This window comes from Colwellia sp. MB02u-14 (assembly GCF_014076915.1).
GTDB lineage: Bacteria > Pseudomonadota > Gammaproteobacteria > Enterobacterales > Alteromonadaceae > Colwellia_A.
In genome coordinates this window covers 1-518 of the sequence record NZ_JACGUX010000012.1, presented here as the reverse complement: position 1 = coordinate 518, position 518 = coordinate 1, and the positions used below count along the sequence as shown (strand labels likewise).

Annotated in this window: 1 protein-coding gene; it reads left to right on the top strand. The window is 37.8% G+C overall.

The annotated features are described in order from the left end of the window. Positions 1 to 451, top strand: a 451-nt coding sequence (locus H4J52_RS02880) for a hypothetical protein (protein ID WP_182224185.1), incomplete at its 5' end; no start/stop codon positions are given. Positions 452 to 518 lie beyond the last annotated feature (67 nt).

Below are 518 nucleotides of genomic sequence, written 5' to 3'. Positions count from 1 at the left end.
AATTATTGCTGTTTTTATTTTACTTTTTACATCTTTTCAATCTATAGCTGGATTGCCCCCTGAAATAAGTTTTGAGCAGGCATCTCTTCTAGGAATCAATGTTAGCTTAAAGGGAGACTTAGGCGAGAATGGAGCTTGTAGCAGTTTAAACATATATACGCCGTTTTCTCACCCAGAACACCCTGAATATAAAGGCGTTAGAGGTGTTGTTTATATATACAAAGGTGCAACTCTTATATCTGCTACAGCGCTTAAAGTTGATCTGTCTAACGAAACTACTCAGGCTAAAATGTCTGGTTGTTTGCCGCTATCAAAAGAATATAATGTGGTTCTATTAATAACATATGTTCCTAAAGAGGGGGTACTTGTTTGTCCTCCAGGGTATGGAATTGATAATCTTGGTGGTTATTTCAAAAGTGCGTATAACAAGCCATTCAAGCAGGACTTTTAACAGTTGGCTAGGTTCCGCTTCGCTTCACATTTTAGCCAACAATTAAAAGCCTCTTAATGGGGCGTTA